Source organism: Serratia sp. AS12 (assembly GCF_000214195.1).
GTDB lineage: Bacteria > Pseudomonadota > Gammaproteobacteria > Enterobacterales > Enterobacteriaceae > Serratia > Serratia plymuthica.
Genome location: NC_015566.1, coordinates 5,110,422 through 5,133,910, shown reverse-complemented (window position 1 = coordinate 5,133,910; position 23,489 = coordinate 5,110,422). Strand labels below are relative to the sequence as shown.

Below are 23,489 nucleotides of genomic sequence, written 5' to 3'. Positions count from 1 at the left end.
GCCCATTCTAACAGATGGAGCGGAAATTTCATTTCATCTAAAAGCGATTTATTCGATTGCACGTTGCGTTACTTCACAGAAAAGCGGCAAAAAAATCCCCTTAAAGCGGCGAAAATCGCTGTAAGGGGAGTCTTTGTCGATTAGCTTGCGTCGTGGCCGGGGCGATATTGGCGCCAGAAACCGATCAGCGTCAGGTATTTTTGTTTCACCTGTTCGATTAAGCCGGCGTCATCCAGTTCGCCCTGCAACCAGCGGCGTGAAGGCTGGCCGAAAATGGTGCGGCCAACGGCAAAACCTTTCACCCAAGGCGCATCTGCAGCGGCGGCGAAGCCGGCCTTCAGCGTTTCCTCCGGGGAATCCAACCCCAGGATCAGGACGCCGCGACAGAAGGGATCGTTAGCCTCGATCAACGCGCCGACCTGCCGCCAGTTCTCGGCACTCAGCGGCGGCAGTTTCCACCAGTCCGGCTTCACGCCCAGCCGGTAGAAATGTTGCAGCATGTCCAGATAGTAACGCTCGTCTTTGTCGGCGTTGCTTTCCGGCAAAATCACCTCGAGCAGCAGCTCGTGGCCGGATTTGCAGCAGCCGCGATAGACGTCGCCGATCAGTTCATCCTGTTCGCGGCGCAGTTCGGCGGCGTCATGCGGATGGTAAAACACCAGGCATTTCACTACGTGTTCCTGCGGCCAGTCGATCAGTTGCGAGCCGATATTGCCGTGCTCCAGCCGCAGCGGGCGCGAGCTGGGCAGCTCGACCGGCCGGCCAATCCACCAGCCCTGGCCGGTGATTTCGTTCAGCGCTGCCTGGCCGTAAGTGGTGTCGGCCAGAATGCCGCTGTTGCCCTGCAGCCCGGCATCTTCTGCGGCCCGTTGCGCCGCCGCCAGCAGCAGGGTTTTCAATTGGGGGATACGTTCTTCACTGACGTTGGCTTCGCGCGCCATATCCGCCAGCTGCTTGCGGTGATCGAAGGCGAACACGCACAGTTCCGGCCACTGTTTTTTGCGGGTCGTCACCCGGTGCAGGTGGTTGAGCCGCGGGTCGCGGTCCGGGCGTTTCACTTCCCGTTCGCGTTGCAAATAGTCATCCAGCTCCAGTTTGGTGGGCATCGCCGGCGCGCAACCGTGGCGCGAAACCACCAGTGCACCGCAGGCGTTGGCGTAGCGGCAGGCCTGATCCCAGCCTTCATCGTTCAGGTAACCGCGCAGCAGGCCGGACATAAAGGCATCGCCGGCGCCCAGCACGTTCAGTACCTCAACCCGTACGCCGGAATGCAGTTTTACCTGCTGCCAGTCGGCGGCGATCTCACCTTCGAAGACCGAGCAGCCCTGAGCTCCGCGTTTGCAGACCAGTGTGGCCTGGGTCGCTTTGCGTACGTTGCTCAGTGCAGTCAGTGTGTCGGTGCTGCCGCCGGCAATATGAAACTCTTCTTCGGTACCGACGATTAAATCAAAGTGGTGCAGCACCTCTTGCAGTTCGCGGGTCACCTTCTCGGATTCCACAAAGCGGGTTTCACCGTCGCCCAACGAGGTCAGGCCCCACAATACCGGGCGGTAGTCGATATCCAGCGCGGTGCGCAAGCCGTGGCGGCGGGCGTACTCCAGCGCCTTCAGCACCGCAGCGCGGGTATTCGGGTGCGACAAGTGGGTGCCGGTAATGGCCAGCGCGCGTGACGACGCAATATAGGATTCGTCGATATCGTCCGGCGTCAGTGCCATGTCGGCGCAGTTTTCACGGTAGAAAATCAGCGGGAAGGTTTCCTGATCCTTGATGCCGAGGATCACCAGGCCGGTCAGGCGCTCTGGGTCGACGATCAGGCTCCGGGTGTCGGCGCCGACGCGTTGCAGCTCTTCGCGCAGGAAACGGCCCATATGCTCATCGCCGACGCGGGCCAGCATGCCGGACTTCAACCCCTGAATGGCGGTGCCGTAGGCTACGTTGCCGGAAGAGCCGCCGAGATACTTGGAGAATGTGCTGGCATCTTCCAGGCGTGCGCCGATCTGTTGTGCATAGAAATCGACGGCGATACGCCCGAGACAAATGACATCAAGTTGTTTTTCTTGTGTAGCCATACCCGTTTCCTTCTGTATTAAGCAAAACCCCGACTGCAAAGCATATTTTGGAGTATGAGGAATAAAAATTTCAATTTCAAGATTGAATGAAATTTACACCCCAAAAATGTGATGCATTTAAAACCATGATGAAAGCGGGGATGCAGAGGGCGAAAACCGCGCCCTGCCTGAGAGGAAAACGTGCTGCAACGGGGGTTGATGCTTACGCGTCACAGGCCGGTGGCATCGGGTACGCAGGCGGGTTTGGCGCGGTTGGGATGGGGCCGCATCGGCCGGAAAGGGCGGCTAAGTCGGTGAATTCTAAAGGCATGGATGAAATGGGGTTTTCATCATTATGCGATCTTTATCGCAAAATGAAATGTTTCTTCTGTAATGTCATTTTATGGAAAATATATTTGTTTATAATCGCTTCACGTTTCACGTTGTCGGTTTAGTGAGCGGCACCGCTGGAAAGCCATAGGGCATAATGTAGAGGGTGGAGAAATGGGCAAGATCAGATTAACCATGGCACAGGCGCTCGTCAGGTTCCTCGACAACCAGTATCTGCTGGTCGACGGCGTGGAAACCAAATTCGTAAAGGGCATCTTTGCGATTTTCGGTCACGGCAACGTCCTCGGCCTGGGGCAGGCGCTGGAACAAGACAGCGGCGAACTGGTGGTGCACCAGGGGCGCAATGAGCAGGGCATGGCCCATGCGGCGACCGGCTTCGCCAAGCAGAAGCTGCGTCAGCAGATCTACGCCTGCAGCTCTTCCGTCGGCCCCGGTGCCGCCAATATGATCACCGCCGCCGCGACCGCCACCGCCAACCGCATTCCTTTATTGCTGCTGCCGGGCGACGTCTATGCGTCGCGCCAGCCGGACCCGGTGTTGCAGCAGATCGAACAGTCCTACGATCTCAGCATCAGCACCAATGACGCGTTCCGCGCGGTCAGCAAATACTGGGATCGCATCGTGCGGCCGGAACAGCTGATGAGCGCCTGCATCAACGCGATGCGCGTGCTGACCGATCCGGCGGAAACCGGCGCGGTCACGCTGTGCCTGCCGCAGGACGTGCAGGGCGAAGCCTATGACTACCCGGACTACTTTTTCCAAAAGCGCGTACATCGGCTCGATCGCCGCCCGGCGACCGAAGGCATGCTGGCGGATGCGCTGGCGCTGTTGACCGCCAAACGCAAACCGCTGCTGGTGTGCGGCGGCGGGGTGAAATATTCGCAGGCCGGGCAGGCGCTGCGCGAGTTTGCCGAACGTTTCCACATTCCGTTTGTGGAAACTCAGGCCGGCAAGGGCACGGTGCCTTCCAGCCATCCGTTTAACCTGGGCGGCATCGGCGAAACCGGTTGTCTGGCGGCCAATACGCTGGCCAAACAGGCCGACCTGGTGATTGGCGTAGGCACCCGTTACACCGACTTCACCACGTCGTCAAAATGGCTGTTCCAGCATTCGGATGTCGATTTCCTCAATATTAACGTCAGCGGTTTCGACGCCGGCAAACTCGACGGCGTACAGGTGCTGGCCGATGCCCGTGCGGCGCTGGTCGCCTTGAGCGCCCTGCTGGCGCAATCCGATTACCGCGCCGGTTGGGGCGATGCCATTGCCGAGGCGCGCAGCGCGCAGCAGCAGGAAACCGCCCGCGTTTATGCGGTGGAATACACGGGCGAAGGCTTTGTGCCGGAAATTGACGATCATCTCGATCGCGACCGTGTCTTCGCCGAATTTATTGAACAGACCGACTCGCTGCTGACCCAAAGCCGAGTGCTGGGCGTGTTGAATCAGCACCTGCCGCAGGACAGCGTGATCGTCGCCGCCGCCGGCAGTCTGCCGGGCGATTTGCAGCGCGTGTGGCACAACCACGGCGAGCACGGTTATCACGTGGAATACGGCTATTCGTGCATGGGCTACGAGGTTAACGCGGCGTTGGGAGTCAAACTGGCCGAACCGCAGCGCGAGGTGTATGCGATGGTCGGCGACGGCGCCTTTATGATGCTGCATTCCGAACTGGTCACCTCGATTCAGGAAGGTTGCAAAATCAACGTGGTGCTGTTCGACAACATGACCAACGGCTGCATCAACAACCTGCAGATGGAACACGGTATGGACAGCTACACCACCGAATTCCGCTTCCGCAACCCGCAGGGCGGCAAGCTCGACGGCAACTTTGTGCCGGTCAATTTCGCCATGCTGGCGGCGGCCTACGGCTGCAAAACCTACAGCGTTACCACCGAACAACAACTGATCGACGCGCTGGCCGATGCGCGCCTGCAGAAGGTCTCTACCCTGCTGGACATCAAAGTGCTGCCAAAAACCATGGTGCACAAGTATCTCAGCTGGTGGCGCGTGGGCGGTGCTCAGGTGGCCGACAGCGAAAAAATTGTCGCCGTGGCCCGCAAGCTGCAGGAAAACATCGATAAGGCCCGCGATTACTGATTACCCAGACCTTGCGTCTGCCGCAACTATTTGAAGAGGATAACGAAGATGACATTGAACATTGGGGTTATTGGCACCGGCGCAATCGGTCGGGATCATATTCGCCGCTGCAGCAAAGTGTTGCAGGGCAGCCGCATCGTGGCGGTCAACGACATCAACCGCGACAACGCCGCCAAGGTTGTGAGCGATCTGAAGCTGGACGCCAAGGTGTATGACAACGGCCACGATCTGATCAAGGCGGCGGACGTGCAGGCGGTGCTGGTCACTTCCTGGGGCCCGAGCCACGAAGAATTTGTGCTGGCGGCCATCGCCGCCGGCAAGCCGGTGTTCTGCGAGAAGCCGCTGGCGGTCACCGCACAGGGCTGTAAAAACATCGTCGAAGCCGAAGCGAAGCACGGCAAACGCCTGGTGCAGGTGGGTTTTATGCGCCCTTACGATCGCGGCTACCGCGCCTTGAAACAGGTGCTGACCAGCGGCCAGATCGGCGAGCCGTTGATGCTGCATTGTGCGCACCGCAACCCGACCGTCGGTGAGGCCTATACCACCGATATGGCGATCACCGACACCTTGATTCACGAGATCGACGTGCTGCGCTGGCTGCTGGATGACGACTACGTCTCGGTGCAGGTGGTGTTCCCGCGTAAAAGCCCCAAGGCGTTCCCGCACCTGAAAGATCCGCAGATTGTGCTGTTTGAAACCGCCAAGGGCACGCGCATTGACGTCGAAATTTTCGTTAACTGCCAGTACGGCTATGACATCCAGTGTGAAGTGGTGGGTGAAACCGGCATCGCCAAACTGCCGGAGCCTTCGTCGGTGCAGATGCGCAGCGGCGCCAAACTGTCTACCGAGATCCTGACCGACTGGAAAGACCGCTTTATTGACGCCTATGACGTTGAGCTGCAAGGCTTTATCAACGACGTGCTGGCCGGGAAACTGACCGGGCCTTCCGCCTGGGACGGTTATGCGGCCTCTGTGACTGCCGACGCCTGCGTGGCCGCGCAGCTCAGCGGCGAGATTGTGCCGGTGACCCTGCCGCCGCGCCCGACGTTCTACAACCACTAATGGGCTGACCGCCGTACCCACGTTTAAGAGGAATGACCATGAAGATCGCTTTTGATGTTGATGTCATCAGGGACCTGGGCATCACCAAAATGGTTCAGCAGGTAGCGGACTGGGGCTATCGGTATATCGAACAGTCGCCGCACCCGCAGATCAATCCGTTCTATAAGCATCCGAAAGCCGGCCGTGAGGTGATGGCGGAATACAAGAACGCGCTGAAAGCGACCGGTGTGGAGATTTCCTCGTTTATTGTGGTGTACCGCTGGTCCGGCCCTGGTGAGGATCGTCGCCAGGCGGCAGTCAAAAACTGGCGCCGGATGATAGAGATTGCGGTGGAAATGGGCGTGCAGGTGATCAACACCGAGCTGGCCGGCAACCCTAATGAGCCGGAAATTTGCGAAGAGCTTTGGTATCGCTCAATGGAGGAGCTGCTGCCGATCATTGAGCGCGAAGGCATCCGCATGGAGATCCAGTCTCATCCGTGGGATTTCTGCGAACTGAGCAACGAAACCGCCGACATGGTGAAATCGCTGCGTAGCGACCACGTCAAGTACCTCTACAGCGTGCCGCACAGCTTCTATTACGACAAAGGCCAGGGCGACGTGGCCGGCATGCTGAAATATGCCGGAGACGATCTTTCCCACGTGCTGATCGCCGACACCATGAACCACACCAAACACTGCCGCTATATCGTCAACCCGCCGGGGGTGGACGCTGCCGTGCACCAGCACGTGGGTATTGGCGAAGGCGAGGTGGATTTCGACGCGCTGTTCCAGACCCTGCGCGATATGGAGTTCGCCAACCGCAACTTTAAGGTCGGTGGCGAATCGATCATCTGCACTTCGCTGTTTGGCTACCCGGAAAAAATGAAAAACCAGGCAGTGGCGACCAGAGAGCGCATCGAGAAAGAGCTGCTGGGCAAATAACCTTTTCGGCGCGTCGGCGAACTCCGTCGGCGCGTCATCCGATTATTGAGGCTGAACATGAACAAAGACAACGTGAAACTGGCCATTGCGCCGATCGGCTGGACCAATGACGATATGCCAGAATTGGGCAAAGAGAATACTTTCCAGCAGTGCGTCAGTGAAATGGCGCTGGCCGGCTTCACCGGCAGCGAAGTCGGGAGCAAGTACCCGCGCGATCCGGCGGTGTTGAAGCCGATGCTGGATATTCGTGGCATCCAGATCTGCAACGCCTGGTTCAGCACCTTTTTTGCCGACGGCCAGAAAGAAAAAACCATCGATGAATTTATCAACCATATGAATTTCCTGCATGCGATGGGTGCCAGGGTGATCGGCTGTTCCGAGCAGAGCAAGAGCATTCAGGGCACCACCAAAGGGGTGTTCGAAGAGAAGCCGTATTTCAGCGACGAAGAGTGGCAGCGGGTGGCCGATGGCTACAATGAGCTGGCGAAAATTGCCGCCGACAAGGGGATGCAGGTTTGCCTGCACCACCATATGGGCACCGGCATCCAGACTACCGCAGAGATTGACCGCTACATGAGCATGGTGAACGACGACGTCTATCTGCTGTTTGATACCGGCCACGCTTACTACTCGGAAGGCAGCCAGCAGGCGATGATGGCGATACTGGAGAAGTATCTGCCGCGTATTAACCATGTGCATTTGAAAGACGTGCGTGACGAGGTGGTGGCGGAAGTGAAGGCCAATAAGCTGAGCTTCCTCGACGGCGTGAAGAAGGGCACCTTCACCGTGCCGGGTGATGGTGTGATCGACTTCCGTCCGGTGTTTAAACTGCTGGATGAGCGGGGCTACAAGGGCTGGATGGTGGTGGAGGCCGAACAGGATCCGGCGCTGGCCAACCCGTTTGAATATGCGGTGAAGGCGCGCCGTTATATCAAGGAGACCGCCGGCATTTAATCGGGCCGGGAAAGATACCCGTCATACTTGAAGCTGCCTCTGTGTTGGCTGCGAGCACTTACCCGAATCACTTACTTGAGTCAGCTCATCGGGATAAGCACCCTTGCCGCCTGGATGCAACTCCACTTATTTTGGGTATAAAAAGGTGCCTGAGTTATCAAGGCACCTTTTTTATTTGCCGGGGTCAGGCGAGGGTTTTCCAGGTGGTGACCTGGCTGCCGGGCCATGGGGTGGCGGCGTAGACGCCACGGGCGATCGCCCGCGCCAGCGTGTCTGCCGCCAAGGCGCCAATTTGCAGCACCGCCAGCTCGCGGCTGCCCTGAACCTCGCGCTTGCCGGTGGACAAGGCAAACACCACGTCGCCGTCGAACGGGCTGTGCAATGGGCGGATGGCGCGCGCCATGCCGTCCTGTGCCATGATCGCCACGCGTTTCAATTCCACCCGGGTCAGCGCCAGATCGGTGGCGATGCAGGCCAGGGTGGTGTTTTTCCTGCCGCCTGTCGGCTCGGTGGGCATCCAGTCTTCGCCCTGGCCATGCAACTGCGCCAGCGCGGCCGCGCCGCCGTTGCCGAATTCACCGTTGATTTCATAAGGCGTGGCCCAGAAGGCACGGGTGCCGGGTGCGACCACCGAACCCAGGCTGTTGACCGCCACCAGCGCGCCGACGGTTGCGCCGTTAGCCGCCACGATGGAAGCTGAGCCGAGGCCGCCTTTCAGCTTGCCCATGCCGGTCATGGCGCCATAGCCTGCCCCCACGGTGCCGAGCGGGAAGTCGTGGCCCGCCTTGCCGGCCGCGTCTATCCCCAGTTGGCGGTAGGGCGGATCAAGCTGCCAGTTTTTATCGCCCGCGTTGTTCAGATCATACAGGCAGGCGGTAGGTACTATGGGGGAAACCGGCACGCCGGGAGCAGGCCGCAGGGCGTAGCCGCGGCCTTGTTGCCCCAGCCAGGCCGCGACGCCGTCCGCCGCCGCCAGCCCGTATACCGAGCCGCCGCTCAGCACCAGCGCATCGACGGTTTGCACCAGGTTATCTTCCCCCAGCGCGTCGGTTTCACGGGTTGCCGGGCCACCACCGCGCACGTCGACGGCGGCGATCGCCGGGCTATCCGGCAGGATCACTGTGGTGCCGGTGCGTACCTGGCTGCTCTGGGCGACGCCGACCTTCAGGCCGGGAACGTCGGTAATCAGGTTGCGGGCGCCGCTCCGCACGGCAGGAGAGGTTGGCATGGCGGCCCCCAGGAAGGTGGTGGGAGAAAGGATGCCGATAGCACCCGTTACGCAGGCCAGCGTCTGCACAAAAGTGCGGCGGCTGACGGTTAAGGGCCGGTTAACCGGCCCTGATTCATTTTCGCTATCACTCATGATGTGCTTTTGCCTGCTGCTCGCTGCGAAAGCGAGCCATATGATGAGAATCCACCAACTCGCCATCGCGCATGGCATAAGCGCGGCTGGTACCTTCAATTTCAAAGCCGAACTTGCGGTAGAGCGCAATGGCGGCTTGATTGTCGGTAAACACCGTCAGCTCGATGCGCTCGATGGCCGCCCAGTTGTCGCAAAGGTCGATCATCGCCTTCATCAGGCTGCTGCCGACGCCTTTGCCGTGATAACGCGCATCGACGCCAATGCCGAAGGTCGCCACATGGCGACGGCGAAGGCGCTGGTTCAACATCACGGCAAGCTGGCCGACGATCTGCCCGTCGATACAGGCCACCAGGTTGTGGGTGCCCGGTTCGAGGTTGGCGAGGCGCTTGTGCCACAGTTCTTTTGAGGCTAGCGGGAGTTGTAGCGTGTCACGGTAAAGTTGTGGTTGAGAGTAAAGCTGATGTAAGGCCTGTGCATCTGCCGCTTCTACGTGACGAACCACTATTTCACTCATGACGCTGCTCCTGTTGCTTACCGGTTGAATAACCTTTGAATTTATCCGTTTATCCTGACGAGTCAACATTATTTCGGATGGGGCAAAATAACGCTTTACAGGTGCGAATGATAATGATTATTATTGCGATGCGTTCCGGGGAGAGCATCGCCTTTTTGATACTCTTCCTGCGAAGGCACGACATTGCTCACATTGCTTCCAGTGTTACTTAGCCAGCTCGGGTGCTGGCTTTTTTTTTGCCTGTTTTTACCCCCTTCACGCCTTCAACAACTCCGCTGAAAATAGCTTCGCCACTCCATCTAATTTTTTGAACAGAGGGGTGAGTTTTTTACGCTTTCTTATTCTGCTGCCGGGACTAGACTGTAAAAAAACATTGAGGAGAGTTGAATATGATTTATTTACGTAAAGCAGAAGATCGCGGTCATGCCAATCATGGTTGGCTGGATAGCTGGCATACCTTCTCATTTGCCAACTACTACGATGCCGATTTTATGGGGTTCTCGGCGCTGCGGGTGATCAACGAAGACGTGATCGACGCGGGGCAGGGTTTTGGCACTCATCCGCATAAAGACATGGAGATCCTGACCTACGTGCTGAGCGGCACGGTAGAGCATCAGGACAGCATGGGCAACAAAGAGCAGATTCAAGCCGGCGAGTTCCAGATCATGAGTGCGGGTACCGGGGTGCGCCACTCTGAATACAACGGCAATAAGGATCGCCCGCTGCACCTGTACCAGATTTGGATTATTCCTGATCAGGTCGGGCTGGAGCCGCGTTATGAGCAACGTATGTTCGATGCGCCGCAGGGCCGCCAGTTAGTGCTGTCGCCGGATGCGCGCGAGGGTTCGCTGAAGGTGTTCCAGGATATGACTTTGTCACGCTGGGCGCTGAACAAAGACGAGCAGTCGGCGTATCAGATCGAGGCCCAGCGCCGCGTTTGGATCCAGGTAGTCCGCGGCAACGTGGTGATCAACGGTCAACAGGCCGGCACCAGCGATGCTTTCGCGGTGTGGGATGAAGCCGAGCTGTCGATTCAGGCGGATGAAGACAGTGAAATCCTGCTGTTCGATCTGCCGCCGGTGTGATTAAGCGGTAAATATCAAGGGCTCACGCGGTGAGCCCTTTTTGCATTCGGCCATCCGGCAACCAACAATATCGGCCCCGGTTTTTTTTTGCTAAAATGAATGCCCTTTCACGGTTAGCCAGTTCATTGATAATGAAGAAAAAACGGCCGGTACTTCAGGATGTTGCAGACAAGGTTGGCGTGACCAAGATGACGGTGAGCCGTTATCTGCGTAATCCCGATCAAGTTTCTGTCGCCTTGCAGCAAAAAATTGCCGTCGCGCTTGATGAGCTGGGCTACATTCCCAACCGTGCGCCGGATATCCTTTCCAACTCGACCAGCCGCGCCATTGGCGTACTGCTGCCGTCGTTAACCAACCAGGTGTTTGCCGAAGTCTTGCGCGGTATCGAGAGCGTGACCGATGCGCACAATTACCAGACCATGCTGGCGCACTACGGCTATTTGCCGGAGCGTGAAGAGCAGCGCCTGACCTCGCTGCTGTCGTACAATATCGACGGCTTGATCCTGTCCGAACGCCACCATACCCCGCGTACCCTGAAGATGATCGAGGTGGCGGGCATCCCGGTGGTGGAGCTGATGGACTGCGTGTCGCCGTGCATTGATCTGGCGGTGGGCTTCAATAACTTCGAAGCCGCGCGCCAGATGACTCAGCAAATCATCGCTCACGGCCACCGTCACGTGGTGTATTTCGGCGCACGTCAGGATGAGCGCACCATTATCAAACAGCAGGGCTATGAGCAGGCAATGCGCGAGTCCGGCCTGGAACCGTACAGCGTCATGACCGCGCGTTCGTCGTCCTATTCCGCCGGCGGCGAACTGCTACGCCAGGCGCAGCGCGACTATCCGCAGATTGACAGTATCTTCTGCACCAACGATGACCTGGCGATTGGCGCCACCTTTGAGTGCCAGCGTCAGGGGCTGTCGATCCCCGATCAGATGGCGATTGCCGGTTTCCACGGCCACGATATCGGTCAGGTGATGGTGCCGAAACTGGCGAGCGTGCTGACGCCGCGTGAAAGGATGGGGCAAATCGGCGCCGAGCGTCTGCTGGCGCGGTTGCGGGGTGAAACCGTTTCCCCGCGTATGGTAGACGTTGGTTTTACCGTGATCCCCGGCGGCAGTATTTGATCGTTTTTAACTAACCGCATTTTGAACCCGCGCCGTTCGGCGCGTTTCACCTCCCACCGGTGCGCTTGCCGCTCGTTACTGCCGTAAGTTTGATCTCTATCCCAGAACGCGAATTTTAGTCGTTTACCCGATTCCGTCATTCATGTTGTTACCGGTATCATGATACCGGTAACAATGAGGTCAGTGACAGCCTAGGGGCGCAGCACGCTGCGGCCGCACGGAGCGGGGCGAGTAAATCGCCCCCTGCAAGCAGGGACAGAACCTTTGACTCAGTACCACCTACAGCTCGCCTTCTGACACCGGGGAAGAGCCTGAAAATACAACAAGCGCACGCTTTACGGTCTAGGGTAAAGAGAGTCGCGATAAAAGGGTTGGAGAAAAATTATGCCATTAGTGATTGTTGCAGGCGGCGTAGCGTTGCTGCTGCTGCTGATGATTCGCTTTAAGCTGAACGGCTTTATCTCTCTGGTTTTAGTCGCACTGGCGGTGGGTATCGCACAGGGCATGCCGGTAGATAAAGTGATCGGCTCCATCAAGGCCGGCGTTGGCGGCACGCTGGGCAGCCTGGCGTTGATCATGGGCTTTGGCGCCATGCTCGGCAAGTTGCTGGCGGACTGCGGCGGCGCTCAGCGCATCGCCACAACGCTTATCGACAAGTTCGGCAAAAAACACATTCAATGGGCGGTGGTGCTGACCGGTTTTACCGTCGGTTTCGCGCTGTTCTATGAGGTCGGCTTCGTGCTGCTGCTGCCGCTGGTATTCAGCATCGCCGCCTCCGCCCGCGTTCCGCTGCTGTACGTTGGCGTGCCGATGGCGGCTGCGCTGTCGGTGACCCACGGTTTCCTGCCGCCGCACCCTGGCCCAACGGCGATCGCCACCATCTTCCATGCCGACATGGGGAAAACCCTGCTGTATGGCACGCTGCTGGCCATCCCGACGGTGATCCTGGCCGGCCCGGTCTACGCCCGCTTCCTGAAAGGCATCGACAAACCGGTGCCGGAAGGCCTGTATAACCCGAAAATCTTCACCGAAGAAGAAATGCCAAGTTTTGGCATCAGCGTTGCCACTTCTCTGGTGCCGGTGATCCTGATGGCATTGCGCGCCGTGGCCGAAATGGTGCTGCCGAAGGGCCATACATTGCTGCGTTTTGCCGAGTTCTTCGGCGATCCGGTGATGGCGACGCTGATTGCGGTGTTGATCGCTATCTTCACCTTTGGCCTTAATCGTGGCCGTACCATGGATGAAGTGATGGGCACCATCACCGATTCAATCAAAATTATCGCCATGATGCTGTTGATCATCGGCGGCGGCGGTGCGTTCAAGCAGGTGCTGGTCGACAGCGGCGTAGAAAAATACATCGCCGGTTTGATGGAAGGCAGTAACGTATCGCCAATTCTGATGGCGTGGTCCATTGCCGCCGCGCTGCGTCTGGCACTGGGTTCCGCCACCGTGGCGGCGATCACCGCCGGCGGCATCGTCGCCCCGCTGATTGCCACCACCGGCGTCAGCCCGGAGCTGATGGTGATCGCGGTCGGTTCGGGCAGCGTGATTTTCTCTCACGTCAACGATCCGGGTTTCTGGCTGTTCAAGGAGTATTTCAACCTGAGCATTATGGAAACCCTCAAATCCTGGTCGGTGCTGGAAACCATCATCTCGGTTTGCGGCCTGGTAGGCTGCCTGCTGCTGGCGACGGTCGTATAATTTAGCGGTTACCTTTCAAGCTGCGGCCGCCTGGCGGCAGCTTGAAATTCATAGGATATCCTGAGGCTATCGGGTGCCCTGCGCGGCACCGGGCATCATTTTGAGTTTGGGGCGCATTGGGCGGCGCAATCCACCGCACAAACCTGCGTGAGTCCCCATAAGGACATGAGATTATGAGCAATCCACAGCACCACGTATTTATTTTGATGGGCGTTTCAGGCAGCGGTAAATCCGCCGTCGCCAGCGACGTTGCCCACCAGGCCCACGCCGCGATGCTGGACGGCGACTACCTGCACCCGCGCGCCAATATCAACAAAATGGCGTCCGGGCACGCGCTGGACGACAACGATCGCGCCCCGTGGCTGACGGCATTGAACGACGCCATTTTCGCTATGCAACGCACCAATGACGTGTCGCTGCTGGTGTGTTCGGCGCTGAAAAAAAGCTACCGCGACCGGCTGCGCGAGGGTAACAGCAACCTGCATTTTATCTATCTGAAAGGGGATAAGGCGGTGATTGAAGAGCGCTTGAAACAGCGCAAGGGGCATTTCTTCAAGCCGCAGATGCTGGTGTCTCAGTTTGCGACGCTTGAAGAACCGGGTGCGCAGGAGCAGGACGTGCGGGCGATTGATATCAACCAGCCGCTGGACGGCGTGATCGCCGATACTTTGGCTTACATTCGCAGCGTCGCAGCCCCGCAATAACCGGCTGCGTCATGATACCGGCGCCGCCAGGCGCCAGTATGTTCACTACAACTTCATGTAAGCCCGCACGCCGTCCAGGAACATTTGGGTCGACAGCATCACCAGAATCAACCCCATCAGCCTTTCCAGCGCGCTGACCCCTTTGCTGCCCAGCAGGCGCAGGAACAGGTTCGACATCAGCAATATCGCGGCGGAAATACCCCAGGCAATCAGCAGGGCCACCACCAGATGCGAAATCTGGTTCGGATACTGGTGTGAGAGCAGCATCAGTGCCGCCAAAATCGAAGGCCCTGCCACCAACGGGATCGCCAGCGGCACCAGGAAAGGTTCTTCACCGGCGGAAAGCCCGCTGCTGCTGCCTTCCTGAGAGGGGAAAATCATCTTGATGGCGATCAGGAACAGGATAATCCCGCCGGAAATGGACACGGTTTCGGTACGCAGGTTGAGGAACGCCAGGATTTTCTCGCCGGCAAACAGGAAAATAAGCATCAACAGCAAGGCGATCAACAGCTCGCGAATCAACACCATCCGCCGGCGGCGCGGTTCCAGGTGCTTGAGCACCGACATGAAAATCGGCAGGTTGCCCAGCGGATCCATGATTAAAAACAGCAATACCGTGACTGAAATCATCTCTGTCATTATTACCTCAGAATTAAAAAAACACGCCGCCCATCCCGACGGTGCACAGGCCATAGCCGAGGGCTTTCAAGTGCTGGCAACAACGCTGCAGCTTGAAAGACTGCGGGCATATAAGAAGGATTGCTGAGAATCGCTCACCCATCGAATAAATTCACTTTGCGCCTGCGCTGACATTTTGTAAGGTGGAGAGATATTGCACACAACTCTAAGCAGTTATCCTCCAAAGCAGGACAGTTATTATGAAAAACGTTGGTTTCATCGGTTGGCGCGGAATGGTCGGCTCCGTACTCATGCAGCGCATGACGGAAGAGCGCGACTTCGACGCCATTCGCCCGGTCTTTTTCTCCACTTCGCAGCACGGTTCTGCGGCGCCGGCATTCGGCGGCCAGCAGGGCACGCTGCAAGATGCTTACGATGTTGACGCGCTGAGCGCGCTCGACATTATTATTACCTGCCAGGGCGGCGATTATACCAATGAAATTTACCCTAAGCTGCGTGAAATCGGCTGGCAAGGGTACTGGATTGACGCGGCATCTTCTCTGCGGATGGGGGATGACGCGATTATCATCCTGGATCCGGTCAACCATGCGGTGATTCAGCAGGGTCTGGACAAAGGTATCAAGACCTTTGTTGGCGGTAACTGCACCGTCAGCCTGATGCTGATGTCGCTCGGCGGCCTGTTCGCCAACGATCTGGTGGAGTGGGCTTCCGTATCCACCTATCAGGCGGCCTCCGGTGGCGGCGCGCGCCACATGCGCGAACTTCTGACCCAAATGGGCATGTTGCATGCCGATGTGGCGAAAGAGCTGCAGGACCCGGCTTCGGCCATTTTGGATATCGAACGCAAAGTCACTGCGGCTACCCGCAGCGGCAAACTTCCGACCGATAACTTCGGTGTGCCGCTGGCCGGCAGCCTGATCCCGTGGATCGACAAACAGCTCGATAACGGCCAAAGCCGCGAAGAGTGGAAAGGCCAGGCGGAAACCAACAAGATTCTGAACACCTCCAGCGTGATCCCGGTTGACGGTTTGTGCGTGCGCGTTGGCGCGCTGCGTTGCCATAGCCAGGCGTTCACCCTGAAGCTGAAAAAAGACGTTTCGCTGCCGGAAATTGAACAGATGCTGGCGACCCACAATGATTGGGTGCGGGTGATCCCGAACGACCGTGAGCTGACCATGCGTGAGTTGACGCCGGCTGCGGTTACCGGGACGCTGAACACACCGGTCGGTCGCTTGCGCAAGCTGAATATGGGGCCGGAATATCTGTCCGCGTTCACCGTGGGTGACCAACTGCTGTGGGGCGCGGCAGAGCCGCTGCGCCGTATGCTGCGCATCCTGCTGTAAACCTGAACTGAACTTCCCGGGGGCTGGCCTCTTTCAGCCCCCCAAAGCCTTATTTTCCGCTTTTCACCCTGTCTTGACGCGTTATGGACGAAGTTGCTGCCAGGGGAGATGCTCGTACCGATAACCGGCCTTCCTCCCGGCAGGCAGTAGCGCAACGGCGCTGCGGGCTGGCAGTTTTCTTAATGAATGATTTTCCATGCTAATACGGCACTGTTTTTGACAGACATTGGCTATGCTTAAAGCGTTGGCGAATACATTTTCACCAACGCTGAAAAGATGACTAAAAATAAGCATAAAGAGCGGAAATTCAGGTCGGCAAGCTGAAAATTGATCAATAACCGACCGCAATCACGCTTTAGATACCGAATGAATTGCATGATAACCAAAACGGCTATGGATTAATCATTTACCCAATGGATGTCAAATCGCGGCCTGCAAGGCGGCGACCTGGACGGTGATGGGTAGACGCAGCCTCTTATAAATCATGCTCTTAATCTAAGGAAGAAGTCTATGCCTGTACTTCCCGATCGTGACGTGATTGATCAGCTTTTCTCCGGCAATTTTGCCGATCCCTTTTCTCTGCTGGGTATGCATGCGGTCGATAATGGCCTGCAAGTGCGTGCGCTGTTGCCTGACGCCAGCGAAGTCTGGTTGCTGGAGCAGCAAACCGGCAAGCGGGTGGTGCAGCTGGCCTGCGACGATGCCCGTGGTTTTTTCAGCGCTACCGTCCCGCGTCGGAAAACCCCCTTTCGTTATCAACTGGAGGTCCGCTGGCAAAATCACCAGCAGATCGTCGACGATCCCTACCGTTTTGGCACCTTGTTGCAGGATATCGACGGCTGGCTGCTGGCGGAGGGCACCCATCTGCGGCCGTATGAGCGGCTGGGGGCGCATCTCGCGACGCTCGACGGGGTAGAAGGCGTCAGCTTTGCCGTCTGGGCGCCCAATGCCCAGCGCGTTTCGGTGGTGGGAGAGTTCAACTTCTGGGACGGCCGCCGCCATCCAATGCGCCTGCGCCGTGAAAACGGTATCTGGGAGCTGTTCCTGCCTGGGGTGAAAGCCGGGCAGCTGTACAAATACGAAATCATCGACTGCTATGGCAACACCCAACTGAAAGCCGACCCTTATGCCTTTGAAGCGCAGATGCGACCGGATACGGCTTCCCTGGTGACGCCGCTGCCGGAGGTGGTGGCAAATACTCCGGAACGTCAACGCGCCAACGATTTGGATCGGCCAATCTCCATCTACGAGGTGCATCTGGGTTCGTGGCGGCGCCACACCGACGATAATTTCTGGCTCAGCTACGGCGAGCTGGCGGTGCAGTTGATCAATTACGTCAAAGACATGGGATTTACCCATATCGAGCTGTTGCCGATTAACGAGCATCCCTTCGACGGCAGTTGGGGTTATCAGCCGCTGGGGCTCTACGCCCCGACCCGACGTTTCGGCACGCCCGCCGATTTCAAAGCCTTTGTGGCGGCGGCGCACCGGGCCGGCATCAACGTGATCCTGGACTGGGTGCCGGGGCATTTCCCCAGCGACGCCTATGGTTTGGCGAATTTCGACGGCACCGCGCTGTATGAATACGCCGACCCCCGCGAGGGCTTCCATCAAGATTGGAACACGCTGATCTACAACTATGGCCGCAATGAGGTACGCAACTATCTGGCGGGCAATGCCCTTTACTGGATGGAACGTTACGGTATCGACGCTCTGCGCGTCGATGCCGTGGCCTCGATGATCTACCGTGATTACAGCCGCGCCGAAGGCGAGTGGGTGCCGAATTATTACGGCGGCAACGAAAACCTGGAGGCCATAGCCTTCCTGCGCTACACCAACCATACCGTCGGCAAGGAGCGGCCCGGCGCGGTGACGCTGGCGGAGGAATCCACCGATTACCCGGGGGTCACGCTACCGCCAGATGCCAATGGGTTGGGGTTCCACTACAAATGGAACCTGGGCTGGATGCACGATACGCTCGACTACATGCAGTGCGATCCGGTACACCGCAAATATCATCACAATCAGATGACCTTCGGCATGTTGTATGCCTACACCGAGAACTTCGTGCTGCCGATTTCTCATGACGAAGTGGTGCACGGCAAAAAATCGATTCTCGACCGCATGCCCGGCGATGCCTGGCAGAAGTTCGCCAACCTGCGCGCCTATTACGGTTTTATGTGGGCGCACCCCGGCAAAAAACTGCTGTTCATGGGCTGCGAGTTTGCCCAGGGGCGCGAATGGAATTTCGATACCAGCCTCGACTGGCATCTGCTGGAGGGTCTGGACGGCTGGCATCACGGCGTGCAGCGGCTGGTGCGCGATCTCAACCACTGCTATCAGCAGCAGGCACCGTTGTATGAGCGTGACTACCGCCCGGACGGCTTCGAATGGCTGGTGGTGGACGATCACGACAACTCGGTGTTTGCCTTTGCCCGTTACGACTCGCAGGGCAACGAGCTGATCGCCGTCAGCAACTTTACTCCGGTGCCGCGCCACCATTACCGCATCGGTATCTCCCGCCCCGGCGAGTATCGGGAAATCCTTAATACCGACTCGCACCATTATCACGGCAGCAATACCGGCAATCAGGGCCGCGTGGTGTCGGAACCGATCGGCAATCACGGCCGCGAGCATTCGATTAGCGTGACCGTACCGCCATTGGCGACGATCTACCTGCTGCGGGAGGCGCAATGACTGAGCTGACGCCCGGCATCGCCGCGCCTCTCGGGGCGCATTATGACGGTAACGGCATCAACTTTACCCTGTTTTCCGCCCACGCCACCGGCGTGGAGCTGTGCCTGTTTGACGGGCAACAGCGCGAGGTGCGTCTGCCGCTGCCGGCGCGCAGTGGCGATATCTGGCACGGCTATCTGCCGGGCGGCAAACCGGGCCAGCGCTACGGTTACCGGGTGCACGGCCAGTTTGATCCCGCGCAGGGGCTGCGGTTTAACCCTAACAAACTGCTGTTGGATCCCGCCGCCCGCGCGGTCGAGGGGCCAGTGGCGGACGATCTGGAACTGCATGGCGGCTATGACCGGCCGGACCCGCAGGACAGCGCAGAGGTGATGCCGAAGTGCGTGGTCATCGACGAAGCCTACGATTGGCAGGATGACCGCCCGCCGGCCACGCCGTGGGGTAAAACGGTGATTTACGAAGCGCACGTGCGCGGCCTCACTCTGCTGCACCCGGATATCCCGCCGGTGCTGCGCGGCAGTTTCGCAGCGCTCGGGCATCCGGTGATGATCGCCCATTTCAAGCGCCTCGGCATCACGGCGCTGGAACTGCTGCCGGTACAGCAGCATAGCTCCGAGCCGCGTCTGCAGCGTCTCGGGCTGATTAACTACTGGGGATATAACGTGCTGGCGCCCTATGCGCCGGATAACCGTTATTGCAGCCTGCGCACCGACATGACGCCGCTGCGCGAATTTCGCGATGCGGTGAAGGCGCTGCACAAGGCCGGGATTGAGGTGATCCTCGACGTGGTGTTCAACCACAGCGCCGAGTTGGACATGGACGGGCCGACACTGTCGCTGCGCGGTATCGATAACCCGGAGTATTACTGGCTTGCTCCCGACGGGGGATACGTTAATGACACCGGCTGTGGCAACACGCTGCGGTTGGATAAACCGCAGGGCGTGGCCTGGGTGATGGAGTGCCTGCGTTTCTGGGTGAGCGAATGTCATGTCGACGGTTTTCGCTTCGATCTGGGCAGCGTGCTGGGCCGTACCCCGGCGTTCGATCGCGATGCGCCGCTGTTCCAGGCGATGCTGGCGGACGATCTGCTGTCGCGCTGCAAGCTGATCGCCGAGCCGTGGGACATTGGCCCCGGCGGTTATCAGGTGGGCGCTTTTCCGGGGCGCTTCGCCGAGTGGAATGACCATTACCGGGATGATATGCGCCGCTTTTGGCTGCAGGGCGATTTGCCGCTTGGCCAGTTTGCCCAACGCTTTGCCGGCTCCAGCGATGTGTTCAACCAACGCGGGCGTGCGCCGTACGCCAGCATCAACATGCTGACCGCTCATGACGGGTTTACCCTGCAGGATCTGGTCAGTTTTAACCGTAAGCACAACCAGCTTAACGGTGAAGGCAACCGTGACGGCAGCGACCATAATTTCAGCTATAACCACGGTGTTGAAGGCCCGATTGCCGACGACGCCATTGTGCAACGCCGCAGGGCCAGCCGGCAGGCACTGCTTGCCACGTTGTTGCTGTCCCAGGGGACGCCGATGCTGCTGGCCGGCGATGAGCATGGACACAGCCAGCAGGGGAACAACAATGCCTATTGTCAGGACAACGCCATCACCTGGCTCGACTGGGCCAAGGCGGATGACTCGCTCACCGCTTATACCGCAGAGCTGATTCACCTGCGCCGGCAGATCCCCGCCCTGCAGCAAGACCGCTGGTGGCAGGAGGGTGACGGCAGCGTGCAGTGGTTGAACGCGCAAGGGCACCCGCCTGCGGCGCAAGAATGGGAGCAGGGAGATTTGCAATTGCAGATCCGCCTGTCGCAGCGCTGGCTGGTGGTGGTTAACGCCACGCCGCAGACGGTGGAGATGAGGTTGCCTGCGGGCGATTGGCAGGTTGTCGCCCCCTTTACTCAGGAAGGACCGCAGGCGGTTTTACCCGCCTGGAACCAGGCTGCGCACTCGATTTGCGTGCTGGTACAGAAATAATAAAAGGAGTCAGCTATGGTTAGGTTTGAAAATAAAGACCCCCTGATGTTGGCGCGCCAACTGCCGATTAAGTCCGTTGCTCTGATTCTGGCCGGCGGCCGCGGTTCGCGCTTGAAAGATTTAACCTCAACCCGTGCCAAGCCTGCCGTCCACTTTGGCGGTAAGTTCCGCATCATTGATTTTGCCCTGTCGAACTGCCTGAATTCGGGTATCCGCCGTATCGGCGTGATCACCCAGTATCAGTCCCATACCCTGGTACAGCATATTCAGCGCGGCTGGTCGTTTCTCAATGAAGAGATGAACGAATTTGTCGATCTGCTGCCGGCCCAGCAACGCCTCAGTACCGAGCACTGGTACAAGGGCACGGCGGATGCGGTGTACCAGAACCTGGACATCATTCGCCGCTACGATGCCGAGTATGTGGTGATCCTGGCGGGCGATCACATCTACAAGATGGATTACTCGCGCATGCTGATCGATCACGTCGAAAAGGGCGCGCAATGCACGGTGGCCTGCTTGCCGGTACCGCGCGATGAGGCCAGCGAATTCGGCGTGATGGAAGTCGATGAGAACGATCTGATCCTCGAGTTCCTGGAAAAACCGAGCAATCCGCCGCCAATGCCGGGTAACCCGGAGATGTCGCTGGCCAGCATGGGGATCTACATCTTTAACGCCGACTATCTGTTCCAACTGCTGGAAGAGGATATGTCGACCCCCGGCTCCACCCACGATTTCGGCAAGGATCTGATCCCGAAAATCACCGCTCAGAAAGCGGCGTGGGCGCACCCGTTCACGCTGTCTTGTGTCACCTCCAATACCGATCTGCCGCCGTACTGGCGCGATGTAGGCACGCTGGAAGCCTACTGGCGCGCCAACCTCGATCTGGCCTCGGTGACGCCGGAACTGGACATGTATGACCGCGCCTGGCCGATCCGCACCCATATGGAGCCGCTGCCGCCGGCCAAGTTCGTGCAGGACCGATCCGGCAGCCACGGCATGACCATGAATTCGCTGGTGTCCGGCGGCTGTATCGTCTCAGGTTCGGTGGTGGTGCATTCGGTGCTGTTCCCGCGGGTGCGGGTGAACTCGTTTTGTACCATCGACTCTACCGTATTGCTGCCGGACGTAAACGTCGGTCGCTCTTGCCGTCTGCGGCGCTGCATCATTGACCGCGCCTGCCACATTCCCGAGGGCATGGTGATTGGCGAAAACGCCGATGAGGACAGCAAACGCTTTTATCGCTCGGAAGGCGGCATTGTGCTGGTGACGCGCGAAATGCTGTCAAAGTTGTGAGTTAAGGTTGTCGGTGGAACGATGATACCGCCGCCTTGTGAATAGACTGATGGCTTGCAAAACGCGGAATTTACAACAGCGGCAAGCCTGCTTCTTTGCCGACTTCAGGAGTGATAATGCAGGTTTTACACGTATGTTCTGAAATGTTCCCTCTGTTGAAAACCGGGGGGCTCGCAGACGTGGTTGGCGCATTACCGGCGGCTCAAATTGCCGAGGGCGGCGACGTTCGGGTGCTCTTGCCCGCTTTTCCTGACGTGCGTAATGGTATACCGGACTCCGTTCTGGTGGCGGAAATCGATTCGTTCGCCGGCCGGGTCGGCCTGCGCTACGGTACCTATCATGGCGTGGGCATCTACCTGATTGACGCCCCCTGGCTGTATGACCGGCCGGGCAGCCCCTATCACGACCAGTCGATGAATGCCTATTCCGACAACCATCGGCGTTTTGCCCTGTTGGGCTGGATCGCCTGTGAGTTGGCCAAGGGGTTGGACCGCTACTGGCGGCCGCAGGTGGTGCACGCCCATGACTGGCACGCCGGCCTGGCCTGTGCCTATCTGGCGGCCAACGGCCACCCGGCGCGTTCGATTTTCACCGTGCACAATCTGGCCTATCAGGGACTGTTCTCCGCCCATCACGTGGCTGAACTGTGGCTTCCGCCTTCGTTTTACAACGTTTACGGCCTGGAGTTTTACGGCCAGATGTCGTTCCTGAAAGCCGGGCTGTATTACGCCGACCATATCACCGCCGTCAGCCCGACCTACGCGCGGGAAATCACCCGGCCGGAGTTCGGTTGCGGCATGGAAGGGTTGTTGCAGGAACGTCAGCGGCAGGGGCGGCTGAGCGGTATTCTTAACGGCGTGGACGACAATATTTGGGATCCGTCCCACGATCCGCGCTTGACCGCCCGCTACGATGCTGACGATCTGAAGAACAAGACCAAGAACAAGCTGCACCTGCAAAAAGCGATGGGCCTGAAGGTGGACGAGTCGCTGCCGGTGTTTGCGGTGGTGAGCCGCCTGACCAACCAGAAAGGTCTGGATCTGGTGTTGGAAGCGTTGCCGGCGCTGCTGGAGCAGGGCGGCCAACTGGCGCTGTTAGGGGCCGGCGATGCGGTGTTGCAGCAGGCGTTTCTGGCCGCTGCCGCCGACTATCCGGAACAGGTCGGCGTACAGATTGGTTATCACGAGGCGTTCTCGCACCGGATTATCGGCGGCGCCGATGTGATCATGGTGCCGAGCCGCTTCGAACCCTGCGGACTGACCCAACTCTACGGCTTGAAATACGGCACGCTGCCCCTGGTGCGCCGCACCGGCGGGCTGGCGGATACGGTGGTGGACTGCGCGCTGGAGAATCTGGCCGACGGCACCGCCAGCGGATTTGTGTTCGATGATTGTGATGCCGGCGCACTGGGCAACGCCATCCGGCGTGCCATGGTGCTGTGGAGCAGGCCGAAGCATTGGCGTCACGTACAGCGCCACGCCATGAGCGTGGATTTTGGCTGGCAGATAGCGGCAAAGGCTTATCTGTCACTTTATTCCCGTCATACTTGACGCTGCCTCTGTGTTGGCTGCACTCACTTACCCGAATCACTTACTGAAGTAAGTGATTCGGG

The 23,489-nt window shown here is 58.7% G+C and carries 18 protein-coding genes; 14 read left to right on the top strand and 4 right to left on the bottom strand.

Features of this window, described 5'->3' with window-relative positions:
- Window positions 1–140: 140 nt before the first annotated feature.
- Entirely contained in the window at window positions 141–2,069 is a 1,929-nt protein-coding gene (gene iolC, locus SERAS12_RS23755) for a 5-dehydro-2-deoxygluconokinase (RefSeq protein WP_013814879.1), read from the bottom strand.
- Window positions 2,070–2,155: 86 nt separating this feature from the next.
- Between iolC and SERAS12_RS23750 the strand changes: the two genes are divergently transcribed.
- Genes SERAS12_RS23750 through iolE form a run of 5 tightly spaced genes read left to right on the top strand, consistent with a single transcriptional unit; the run spans window position 2,156 to window position 7,432 of the window.
- The gene (locus SERAS12_RS23750; RefSeq protein WP_041416480.1) at window positions 2,156–2,503 is read left to right on the top strand and encodes a hypothetical protein; all 348 of its coding nucleotides are present in this window, start codon (window positions 2,156–2,158) and stop codon (window positions 2,501–2,503) included.
- Between the two features lie 49 nt (window positions 2,504–2,552).
- Window positions 2,553–4,493: a 3D-(3,5/4)-trihydroxycyclohexane-1,2-dione acylhydrolase (decyclizing) gene (gene iolD / locus SERAS12_RS23745; RefSeq protein WP_013814878.1), complete on the top strand. Its 1,941-nt coding sequence runs from the start codon at window positions 2,553–2,555 to the stop codon at window positions 4,491–4,493.
- A 48-nt stretch (window positions 4,494–4,541) separates the two neighbouring features.
- Window positions 4,542–5,555 (top strand): Gfo/Idh/MocA family protein, encoded by a 1,014-nt coding sequence (locus tag SERAS12_RS23740; protein ID WP_013814877.1) that lies wholly within the window; start codon window positions 4,542–4,544, stop codon window positions 5,553–5,555.
- A 38-nt stretch (window positions 5,556–5,593) separates the two neighbouring features.
- On the top strand, window positions 5,594–6,478 hold the full coding sequence (locus SERAS12_RS23735; RefSeq protein WP_013814876.1) for a sugar phosphate isomerase/epimerase family protein: 885 nt from the start codon (window positions 5,594–5,596) through the stop codon (window positions 6,476–6,478).
- Window positions 6,479–6,535: 57 nt separating this feature from the next.
- Window positions 6,536–7,432 (top strand): myo-inosose-2 dehydratase, encoded by an 897-nt coding sequence (gene iolE / locus SERAS12_RS23730; protein ID WP_006328609.1) that lies wholly within the window; start codon window positions 6,536–6,538, stop codon window positions 7,430–7,432.
- A gap of 184 nt (window positions 7,433–7,616) precedes the next feature.
- Here the strand turns inward: iolE and SERAS12_RS23725 are convergent, their stop codons facing one another.
- Complete coding sequence (locus tag SERAS12_RS23725; RefSeq protein WP_013814875.1) at window positions 7,617–8,795, bottom strand: P1 family peptidase; 1,179 nt, start codon at window positions 8,793–8,795, stop codon at window positions 7,617–7,619.
- Window positions 8,788–9,309 (bottom strand): GNAT family N-acetyltransferase, encoded by a 522-nt coding sequence (locus tag SERAS12_RS23720; protein WP_013814874.1) that lies wholly within the window; start codon window positions 9,307–9,309, stop codon window positions 8,788–8,790. The genes SERAS12_RS23725 and SERAS12_RS23720 overlap by 8 nt, the downstream gene beginning before the upstream one ends.
- Window positions 9,310–9,698: 389 nt before the next feature.
- Between SERAS12_RS23720 and SERAS12_RS23715 the strand changes: the two genes are divergently transcribed.
- The 4 genes from SERAS12_RS23715 to gntK all read left to right on the top strand — a co-directional run bounded on the left by SERAS12_RS23715 (window position 9,699) and on the right by gntK (window position 13,926).
- Window positions 9,699–10,394, top strand: coding sequence for a pirin family protein (locus SERAS12_RS23715; RefSeq protein WP_013814873.1), 696 nt, complete (start codon window positions 9,699–9,701; stop codon window positions 10,392–10,394).
- A gap of 131 nt (window positions 10,395–10,525) precedes the next feature.
- The gene (gene gntR, locus SERAS12_RS23710; protein WP_013814872.1) at window positions 10,526–11,521 is read left to right on the top strand and encodes a gluconate operon transcriptional repressor GntR; all 996 of its coding nucleotides are present in this window, start codon (window positions 10,526–10,528) and stop codon (window positions 11,519–11,521) included.
- Window positions 11,522–11,905: 384 nt separating this feature from the next.
- A complete protein-coding gene (gntT, locus tag SERAS12_RS23705) occupies window positions 11,906–13,222 on the top strand; it encodes a gluconate transporter (RefSeq protein ID WP_004951440.1) in 1,317 nt (438 codons plus the stop codon).
- Between the two features lie 173 nt (window positions 13,223–13,395).
- The gene (gene gntK, locus SERAS12_RS23700) at window positions 13,396–13,926 is read left to right on the top strand and encodes a gluconokinase (RefSeq protein ID WP_013814871.1); all 531 of its coding nucleotides are present in this window, start codon (window positions 13,396–13,398) and stop codon (window positions 13,924–13,926) included.
- Between the two features lie 45 nt (window positions 13,927–13,971).
- Here gntK and SERAS12_RS23695 read toward each other — a convergent pair whose 3' ends face one another.
- Window positions 13,972–14,565: a YhgN family NAAT transporter gene (locus SERAS12_RS23695; protein ID WP_013814870.1), complete on the bottom strand. Its 594-nt coding sequence runs from the start codon at window positions 14,563–14,565 to the stop codon at window positions 13,972–13,974.
- Between the two features lie 239 nt (window positions 14,566–14,804).
- Here SERAS12_RS23695 and asd point away from each other — a divergent pair, with 239 nt between their 5' ends.
- The 5 genes from asd to glgA all read left to right on the top strand — a co-directional run bounded on the left by asd (window position 14,805) and on the right by glgA (window position 23,427).
- The gene (asd, locus tag SERAS12_RS23690; RefSeq protein ID WP_004951431.1) at window positions 14,805–15,908 is read left to right on the top strand and encodes an aspartate-semialdehyde dehydrogenase; all 1,104 of its coding nucleotides are present in this window, start codon (window positions 14,805–14,807) and stop codon (window positions 15,906–15,908) included.
- 510 nt (window positions 15,909–16,418) lie between these two features.
- Entirely contained in the window at window positions 16,419–18,605 is a 2,187-nt protein-coding gene (gene glgB, locus SERAS12_RS23685) for a 1,4-alpha-glucan branching enzyme (protein WP_013814869.1), read from the top strand.
- Entirely contained in the window at window positions 18,602–20,584 is a 1,983-nt protein-coding gene (gene glgX, locus SERAS12_RS23680; RefSeq protein ID WP_013814868.1) for a glycogen debranching protein GlgX, read from the top strand. The genes glgB and glgX overlap by 4 nt, the downstream gene beginning before the upstream one ends.
- A gap of 15 nt (window positions 20,585–20,599) precedes the next feature.
- Window positions 20,600–21,877 (top strand): glucose-1-phosphate adenylyltransferase, encoded by a 1,278-nt coding sequence (gene glgC / locus SERAS12_RS23675; RefSeq protein ID WP_013814867.1) that lies wholly within the window; start codon window positions 20,600–20,602, stop codon window positions 21,875–21,877.
- Window positions 21,878–21,993: 116 nt separating this feature from the next.
- Window positions 21,994–23,427, top strand: a complete 1,434-nt coding sequence (glgA, locus tag SERAS12_RS23670; RefSeq protein WP_013814866.1) for a glycogen synthase GlgA — start codon at window positions 21,994–21,996, stop codon at window positions 23,425–23,427.
- Window positions 23,428–23,489: the final 62 nt, after the last annotated feature.